The sequence below is a fragment of the Mesorhizobium sp. B3-1-6 genome, from assembly GCF_006439555.1.
Taxonomy (GTDB): Bacteria; Pseudomonadota; Alphaproteobacteria; order Rhizobiales; family Rhizobiaceae; genus Mesorhizobium.
In genome coordinates this window covers 83,641-91,097 of sequence record NZ_VFTM01000028.1, presented here as the reverse complement: position 1 = coordinate 91,097, position 7,457 = coordinate 83,641, and the positions used below count along the sequence as shown (strand labels likewise).

Annotated in this window: 12 protein-coding genes; 9 read left to right on the top strand and 3 right to left on the bottom strand. The window is 58.9% G+C overall.

From position 1 onward, the window contains the following. Positions 1-479 precede the first annotated feature (479 nt). Both FJ414_RS23435 and FJ414_RS23430 read left to right on the top strand, forming a co-directional pair. A complete protein-coding gene (locus FJ414_RS23435; RefSeq protein ID WP_140646760.1) occupies positions 480-881 on the top strand; it encodes a hypothetical protein in 402 nt (133 codons plus the stop codon). A 62-nt stretch (positions 882-943) separates the two neighbouring features. After that, entirely contained in the window at positions 944-1,417 is a 474-nt protein-coding gene (locus FJ414_RS23430; protein WP_246672484.1) for a thermonuclease family protein, read from the top strand. Here FJ414_RS23430 and FJ414_RS23425 read toward each other — a convergent pair. Further along, on the bottom strand, positions 1,395-1,643 hold the full coding sequence (locus tag FJ414_RS23425; RefSeq protein ID WP_140646758.1) for a hypothetical protein: 249 nt from the start codon (positions 1,641-1,643) through the stop codon (positions 1,395-1,397). The genes FJ414_RS23430 and FJ414_RS23425 overlap by 23 nt on opposite strands. Positions 1,644-1,800: 157 nt before the next feature. Between FJ414_RS23425 and FJ414_RS23420 the strand changes: the two genes are divergently transcribed. The 6 genes from FJ414_RS23420 (at position 1,801) to FJ414_RS23395 (ending at position 5,710) form a co-directional block, all read left to right on the top strand. Further along, complete coding sequence (locus tag FJ414_RS23420) at positions 1,801-2,760, top strand: IS1595 family transposase (protein WP_140646757.1); 960 nt, start codon at positions 1,801-1,803, stop codon at positions 2,758-2,760. A 247-nt stretch (positions 2,761-3,007) separates the two neighbouring features. Next, positions 3,008-3,283 carry a DUF3892 domain-containing protein gene (locus tag FJ414_RS23415; protein WP_140646756.1) on the top strand — a complete coding sequence of 92 codons (276 nt, stop codon included), beginning with the start codon at positions 3,008-3,010 and terminating at the stop codon, positions 3,281-3,283. A gap of 116 nt (positions 3,284-3,399) precedes the next feature. After that, positions 3,400-4,011, top strand: coding sequence for a hypothetical protein (locus FJ414_RS23410; RefSeq protein ID WP_140646755.1), 612 nt, complete (start codon positions 3,400-3,402; stop codon positions 4,009-4,011). Between the two features lie 150 nt (positions 4,012-4,161). Further along, a complete protein-coding gene (locus FJ414_RS23405; protein ID WP_140646754.1) occupies positions 4,162-4,650 on the top strand; it encodes a hypothetical protein in 489 nt (162 codons plus the stop codon). Between the two features lie 20 nt (positions 4,651-4,670). Beyond that, the gene (locus tag FJ414_RS23400; RefSeq protein WP_140646753.1) at positions 4,671-5,042 is read left to right on the top strand and encodes a hypothetical protein; all 372 of its coding nucleotides are present in this window, start codon (positions 4,671-4,673) and stop codon (positions 5,040-5,042) included. 98 nt (positions 5,043-5,140) lie between these two features. After that, positions 5,141-5,710 (top strand): hypothetical protein, encoded by a 570-nt coding sequence (locus FJ414_RS23395; RefSeq protein WP_140646752.1) that lies wholly within the window; start codon positions 5,141-5,143, stop codon positions 5,708-5,710. A gap of 176 nt (positions 5,711-5,886) precedes the next feature. On the opposite strand, the gene FJ414_RS23390 is transcribed toward FJ414_RS23395, so the two are convergent. Next, positions 5,887-6,084, bottom strand: coding sequence for a hypothetical protein (locus FJ414_RS23390; protein ID WP_140646751.1), 198 nt, complete (start codon positions 6,082-6,084; stop codon positions 5,887-5,889). Between the two features lie 141 nt (positions 6,085-6,225). After that, positions 6,226-6,705, bottom strand: a complete 480-nt coding sequence (locus tag FJ414_RS23385; RefSeq protein WP_140646750.1) for a hypothetical protein — start codon at positions 6,703-6,705, stop codon at positions 6,226-6,228. Positions 6,706-6,928: 223 nt separating this feature from the next. Here FJ414_RS23385 and FJ414_RS23380 point away from each other — a divergent pair, with 223 nt between their 5' ends. Continuing rightward, complete coding sequence (locus FJ414_RS23380) at positions 6,929-7,270, top strand: hypothetical protein (protein ID WP_140646749.1); 342 nt, start codon at positions 6,929-6,931, stop codon at positions 7,268-7,270. Positions 7,271-7,457 lie beyond the last annotated feature (187 nt).

The following is a 7,457-nucleotide window of genomic DNA, read 5'->3' as shown; positions in this document are numbered from 1 at the left end:
ATCGACGACTGAGCCATGAAGGCGTTCGCCGGCCATCCAATCGCCGTGGGCCTGATGTCCTTCATCGTGTCGAGGATCGGCTTGTCGTCCTTCGTCGGCGAGCACATTTGTCGTGACGGATGGCACTTGGCGTCCATTGGACACCGCGGTGCATGCTCCTGGCACGGCGGCGTCGGCGGGCTCGACCACGGCAATTGGGCCATGCCGTTGGCGATAGTTCTCGGCGTCGTGCCGGGCTACATCTGGCACTCGGTTCGTTCAAACAGACCGCTTGAGCCGGCCGATACTTGGAAGCTAGCGAAGGTGCCGCCTGCCAGTTCGACGTTTCCACGCCCGCATTCCTCTCTGCCGCCTGAAGAGTTGGAGCGGTTGAGGGAGCAGACGAGGAGAGCGAGCGAGGAGTCGGCTGCCTACATCGCATCCGAACTCGCCAAAGCGAAACAAAGGCACAACCGTCGCAGTCGAAGGGGGAACGCGCCATGAAGTGGGTCATCACGATTGCAGCCGTCGGAGTCATGCTCTCGCCGCAGGCGCGGGCGGAGCCAGGGTACAAACTGAACAAGGCGATGACGGCTGCGGTTGCATTGTCGAACCTTTCGCCCGGCGGCGCATGTGTGGCGGGCCGCGCCAGCGGACGGATCGTGGCAGTTCGCTACAATGAGATGCAGACGGTCCCCGTCCTGTTCACCATAGCGGAAAAAAGCGGTGAACGGACGCTGATCAACATTGACGTCGACGAACTGCAGAACGCGAGCATGTTAGCGCAAGGCTGGGTCGTCCCAGCCTTGCAGAAGATGGTTCGGAAGGGCCGGACCGTGAACTTGGGCATCAAGCTCTGCGGGGCAGCCGGCCGCGTCATCATGCTTGATGCGATAAAATGACCGCTCCTGCTGTAACGGTCTCTTCGGCATATTCGCGAGCGTTTGCGGGTTCGATAGCGTTGGTGCTGATTGCCTGTCTCGGATCGACTCACCCGGCCGCCGCGGCGCCCCTTGTCGGCGTGCCCTCTGTTGTCGACGGCGACACCATCGAAATCCACGGCGAACGCATCCGCCTAAATGGGATCGACGCTCCCGAGAGCGATCAAGTCTGCGTCGACGGCGCCGGCAAGAAATATCGATGCGGACAGGTAGCGGCCTTGGCGCTGGATGATTTCTTGAAGGCAAATCGGCCAACGTCTTGCATCGAAGTCGGCAGAGACCGTTGGCGCCGCATGGTGGCCGTCTGCACCGCCAACGCTGTGGATATCGCGGAATGGCTGGTGCGCCAGGGCTACGCGCTCGACTGGCGGAAATACAGTTACGGCGCGTACGCACAGGCGCAGAGCGAGGCGCGAGCGGCCAAGCGGGGCATGTGGGCAGGATCGTTCACGGCGCCTTGGGAAGTTCGCCACCCTAAGCCTCGTCCCGCCAAATAACGCGCCTTTCCCAGCGGATCTCGACTAGGCGCCGGAAGCGGATTTTGTGAGCTTGCTCGCCAGTCGGATGGAACAGCTCGGCCTCCATCCATTCCCGGCTTCCGCAGTTCTGGCAGCGCACTTTTCCCTGCACCTCGTCGATTGTGACGTTGCCGATGACTTCCCGGAGCTCAAGCGGCTTGTAGAACCGCTTGAGGTTGCAGCGAGCGCAGCGGATGCCAGCCACCTGGCCCGCGTCGTGAGCGTGGGTCAGCGTCCAGGCAGCACCACGCGGCCATGTTTCGGGTTGTTCCGGCATACGCTGAAATGAGGAACATATTCCTAATTATATACTTGACGTACCAGAGCGAATTTGCGATAACAAACCCAAGGGAGTTACCGCAATGTTCGATCTGACCAACGAAATTTACCACGACGCCGACAAGGCACGCGAACATCTGGAGGCTATCCATTGGCCGCATGGCCCGTTCTGCCCTCATTGCGGCAACGCCAATCCCGAGCGCGTCACCAAGCTTGCCGGCAAGTCCACTCGCCCCGGCGTCTACAAGTGCAACGAATGCCGCCTGCCGTTCTCTGTGACCGTTGGCACTGTCTTTGAGCGCTCCAAGATCGGCCTGCACAAGTGGGTGCTGGCAACGCATCTGCTAGGCGCGTCCAAGAAAGGCATCTCCGCGCACCAGCTGCACCGTATGCTTGGCGTCACCTACAAGACCGCTTGGTTCATGGCGCATCGCATTCGTGAAGCGATGGCGGAAGACGTTAAGTCATCCGGCCCGCTTGGTGGCGAGGGCAAGATCGTTGAAGCCGACGAAACCTATTTTGGCCCGAAGGACAGGGTTGTGAAGCGCACCATTCGCGGCAAGCCCGCCAATTCGTCCAAGCGTTCCATCGTGGCGTTGGTCGAGCGCGGCGGCAAAGCCCGTATGTTCCATGTCGAGCGCGCCACGAAGGAGTCTGTGCGCGACGTGTTGGTCCGCAATGCAGACCGCAAATCGACGCTTATGACCGACGAGTCCAACTTCTATCCGATCACCGGATTGGAGTTCGCGGATCACGCTACCGTCAAGCACACTGGCGGCGAGTACGTTCGCTACGAAGCCGACCGCATCGTCCACACCAATACGATTGAGAACGTGTTCTCAGTCTTCAAGCGCGGCATGGTCGGCGTCTACCAGCATTGCGGCGAAGCTCATTTGCACCGCTACCTTGCTGAGTTCGATTTCCGCTATAACCGCCGCACCGCTTTGAAAATCTCGGATGCAGAACGCGCCGAAGATTTGCTTCGCATGGCCCGCGACAAGCGCCTTACCTATCGGCGGATTGGTGAAGCCAGTTACGCCTAAGCAGAAGGCGCGAAAGCTAGCCCAAATCAGGAAACGAAAAGCGAACAAAAAACCGTGTGAGTAACCCCTCGTGCGGGAGACTCCACGGTTGATTTCGCCTTAAAGTTGGAAACGGCGGTGATTCGCAGTCACCGCCGTTTGATGCAACCCAGCCACAGGACGGCTAGGCACATGTTTACGATCACCAAATTAAGCTTCCCGGTGAGTCCGTCAAGCCGTCCTGTGGCCCCACACAGGAAAAATACCAATGGCCGAAACATTCCAAGTCAATTGCCATAAACCCGATAACGACGATCCAGATCGCCGCATTCAAGGCTTGGGCGGGAAAGGCAGTACTCAGTGGTATCGAACCATTGACCAGCTAATCTCGCTTATTGAGGGCGGCGATAAGTTCTGGACGGTGGATACCAAGGGTAATTCCGTCTGGATTAATGTTCATACGAGAAACGGCCGGAAGTACCTGAAGACCGACTCGGATGGCATTGAACCTAACAATCTCTTGGCACTCCCTCGCTGTCCTTAGTGCCGTCTGGCGCGACAGGCTTTCCCTTCCCGGTCTTATGATCGGGAGGGGTTTTCAAAAGGCGGCGCAAAATCTCGTCGCCCTTTTCCTGGTCTTTGTCTTTGGGGGATTCTTCCTTGGCCGACATGAGTCTCGATCCTTGGGTAGTCGCCAATTCGCGCAACATATCGCCAGAACGGCTTCACGCTATCGGTGTGATTACTTTACGATGGAATGAATGCGAATTCTGGCTTTTCCATCTTTTTTGCGGCGTCTCTGGCCTTTCGCAAAAAGACGCTTGGACGCTGGTCCACGATCTCGGTGATGTTGCGATCTGCATCCGCATCAAGACTTTTGCAGACCAGCGGGGCTATCACACTGACGGCTTGGATCTCATATCCAACGCGCTTCAAGCGTACGACATCACGCGACAGAACCGAAACACCATTTCACACGCTTGGATGCGCAACAATTTCGCCTTAGAGGACACGCTAGCGCGTAAGAGCAAAAAACCAGACAGCTTCGATGCCATGCCATTCGAGAGCGATCTAACGACATTGCGCCAAGTGGCCGATGAGATGTCTCGGCTGGAAATGAACCTGTGGCTGCTTTGCTGCGTTATCGAAGACGCCACTATAAACGGGCCGCTGACATCGCCAAGAAAACTAGCTCTGCCAGTCGCTCTTTGGATGCCTCCCCCTCCAGTTCGTACAAAACAGATGCGCCCGCCTCAACCATCTCGGGCGTGATCTCATTCTCGTTTTCAGTGCCGGCCTGTCCCGGCTGCTTTAGCGAATCGGACATTGGTACGTCAAGTATATAATTAGGAACATATTCCTGCGCGGTCAAGGGGCCTCGAGACTCGATATTCTTATTTCGTTTACTATCGGCAGCCGGTCATGGGCATGTTCATGGACGTGCACAAGTTGGCGGCGAGCTCGAAGGAGCCCGACGTCGTTCGCCGGTCTTGGAACAATCTGCAAAAGGATATCTCCACCCGCGGCCTCACGGCCGCTCTGAAGAAATCCGAGATCTCCGCGTGGAAGACGGCAACGCTCGGCGAGCTCGCGGCCGTCCGCTCGAGCATGCGCCAGACGGAAAAGGAGGCCTCTCGTATCGGCCGGGCGTTCAAAGGCGCGCTGCGGCCGGCCTACGTCATGGCCGGCGGCCACACTGGCGCCTACATGGCCGGAACTTGGAGTCGAGAAGCCCTCAATGCAGCCTCCGAAGCGAGCCGCGTGCGCGCCGAGGCAAAGTTTGCGGGCCTCAGCGGATCCGAGCAAACACAAATCACGGCGCGCGCAGGAGCCGTCTGCCAAATACCGAATGGCCTTCTCAGACGAGCTCGACATACTCAAAGAAACAACGCTTTCGATGCCGAATGTTGAGGCGGCGCTCAAGGTCTCTGATGCCAACGCCCGCGCGTAACTGGTCCCCGACAACGCCGGCGGCAATGGCGCCCAAGGCGTGCGAGCCTTTGCGAAGTCGATGGAACCTCCTCGAGCGGCTTGATCCGGATCGATACGTTTCGATGCTCAATGGCTTCGTGAAGATGCAGCAGATCTTCGGGAAGGACATCGATCCGGAGGGCTACTACCAGGCGGTGAAGTACAGCCTTACTGGCGGCGAGGTCGGCTCCGACGAATTCATGTCGATGTACCTGCCGATGATGATCGCTGAAGTCGGAGGCCCGAACGCCGGCAACAGCATCCGCGCCGGCTTCGACCAGTTTGTCGTCGGCCGAGCGTCGAAGCAGGCGCTGGCCGCGCAAGAGAAATGAGCTGCGCAAGGACGGCAAGTGGGTCGGCGAGGAGCAGTTCGGCGCCAACCCAATCAAGTGGATCTATGACACGCGCCTGCCCGCGCTCGAAAAGCAAGGTGAACACCCAGGACAAGACCGAGCTTGCTCGAGTCGTCGGGCAGTTGTCGTCGAACCGGCTCTCGATCGACGAGGTGATCGGCGCAATCCTCAACGTACAGCAGGTCTTCCGGTGTCTCGAAATGCGTGTGCCGAACGCGGCCGGCCTGTCGGCCGCCGACGACGTGCAGAAGCTCGATCCATTCGCCGCCTATTCCGGCTTCAAGGACAGCCAGGCGAACCTCTCCGACGCCGTCCTGCCGATGGAGACCGTCGGGGCCGGCCTCAATCGCTTCGCAGACCACATCAACGCATTCACGAAGAAGGTTCGCGACGGTGATCCGATGGTTCTAGGCGGTGCAGGGATCGCCGGGGCTGGGCTCGCTGCATTCGGCGGTTGGAAAGTCGGGACTGGCCTCTGGGCGCCGGTGACAGCAGGGCCCGCTCTCAACGAAGCAGCCGCCGCCCTCACGGCGGCAGCGGCGCAGGGCGGCGGCGGAGCCGTTGGCGGGGCTGGCAAGGCAGCGGCAGGCTGGTCGGCAGCGAGCCCAATGCGTTCGATCACATGCTGGCAGGGATGGACAAGTTGAACTCCACGACCGCCGCTGCGAAGGTGGAAAGGGATCAATCGACGGTTTCCTCGCCAAGGTAAGGCAGGCGGTCGCCGAGCTCTATCATCTCGGGAGCGCCGCGGCTGCCGCAAACAGCGCCGTCGACGCGCAGGTCCGGCGCGCTCACACCGACTCGGGGTCTTCCCTAAGGCCTGCTAATCGGCGAAATGAAATTCGTGTTCGATTTTCTTCGCCACGTCCTTGACACGGATCCAAAGCGTGCCCGGATTTCTGCCACTGCCGATCGCTCTGCCAGTTGCCTGACCGGCTGCCTGGATTGCGCTGGTGGCATCGACCTGATGGCGCCTTAGGACACCCATGCCGTTCATTTCTTCAACTACGCAGTCGGTCATTTGTGGTTCCTCCCGGACCCGTCGCGACTATAGCGCCGAAAACGAGTTCGTCCCGGAAAAGTCCCGGATTTGTCCAGCATTTGTCCGAGTTTCGGTCGAAAAGAAATGACTTGGTATCTCGAGGCAGATGCGCGAGCGCTGTTACTGCGGCGGCAATCCGTCTGATCTAAAGATAGCGACTAACGGCTTGCCGTTGACACGTCCTTTGCAGCTCAAAGTCATTGGGCCTTTGAATGGATTGTTAAAGGTGCATTTGCCCGACGCCGACGCTTCACTCGGAGCGACCCCTTGGATCCCCAGATTCAGATGAATGCGCCGTATCGCGATGGCATCGGTGTCTGGAGTGGGATTGGGCAAATCCGTGCCGACAATCGTGAGCACTGCATCATTCCTCAGGGTAAAATGAAATAGGACGCGCCCACCGCTCATATTGTTGCTTGAAAGAACCGGGCGGCAATACGGCGACATGTCTTTGCCCAACGCGATCAGCTTAAGGCAATTTCCGTTCAAAGTTAGGAAAGAAGCCAAGCCGTCATCGGAGGCGAAAGCGCATCCCAGAGTCCATCCCACAAAAATGAGCGCCGCCGCACACAAGGCGCTCACAGTTTTGATAGTGTTCACTATGCCCTCCCCCAAGCAATCGGACGATCTGCCCGGCAGAGGGAAGTGTCAAGCACATGCCACGGTCCGCCGCGATTGGTAAATCGCTGCTCTCGTAGATTTAGCAAGTTGTGACAGACGCCCGCTGCAACTTCATACGGAACTGTGGTAAGCGGAAAGGCCATAAGCTGATCGATACGGATGTGAAGCATCCGCCAACCACTCTTCTACGAATGCAGGAGGCGTGAATGGACATGAAGGGGTTTGTGGCGCGGGTCAGCGAAACCATCACGTGGCGCGGCTCGGCGTGGTCGGCGTTATCGCCGCCGCCTTGATTGCTGCTTTGATGACTTACCTCTCGGCAAGAATGACGTTCGACGCAAGCATGGTTGCGGCCGGCGTTGGCATTCTCTCTCAAGAGCCGGAAGGGACTTCATCCGTGGCGACGAGGCAATGGGCCGGCGAGTTGATCGAAAAAGCACTCCGGGCTGCCATTCAGCCGGATGCAAGAGAGGCGCTGAAAACGCATTCGCTCGGTGGCGGCAGAATCCCACCAAATGATCCGATCCCTGGCGCCGGCAAATGACCTCCGATGCGCTGCTCGAGGCTGATACTGAGATCAGGTCTTTCCGGGGCATCTAAACTCTCCGACCTTCCGGAGCTCCATCAGTGCAAGCGATGTCGCAGCCATCGATTATGTGCCGCCGTCCTCGCGACCGGCGAGGTCTTTGGAGAAGCGGAACCAATACTGGTTACGCCCCGCCCGAAATGAC

Excerpts from the sequence above, each read along its gene's own strand:
- FJ414_RS23435 (WP_140646760.1), top strand. The coding sequence starts at position 480 with ATGAAGTGGGTCATCACGATTGCAGCCGTCGGAGTCATGCTCTCGCCG.
- FJ414_RS23420 (WP_140646757.1), top strand. The coding sequence starts at position 1,801 with ATGTTCGATCTGACCAACGAAATTTACCACGACGCCGACAAGGCACGC.
- FJ414_RS23415 (WP_140646756.1), top strand. The coding sequence starts at position 3,008 with ATGGCCGAAACATTCCAAGTCAATTGCCATAAACCCGATAACGACGAT.
- FJ414_RS23405 (WP_140646754.1), top strand. The coding sequence starts at position 4,162 with ATGGGCATGTTCATGGACGTGCACAAGTTGGCGGCGAGCTCGAAGGAG.
- FJ414_RS23400 (WP_140646753.1), top strand. The coding sequence starts at position 4,671 with ATGCCAACGCCCGCGCGTAACTGGTCCCCGACAACGCCGGCGGCAATG.
- FJ414_RS23390 (WP_140646751.1), bottom strand. The coding sequence starts at position 6,084 with ATGACCGACTGCGTAGTTGAAGAAATGAACGGCATGGGTGTCCTAAGG.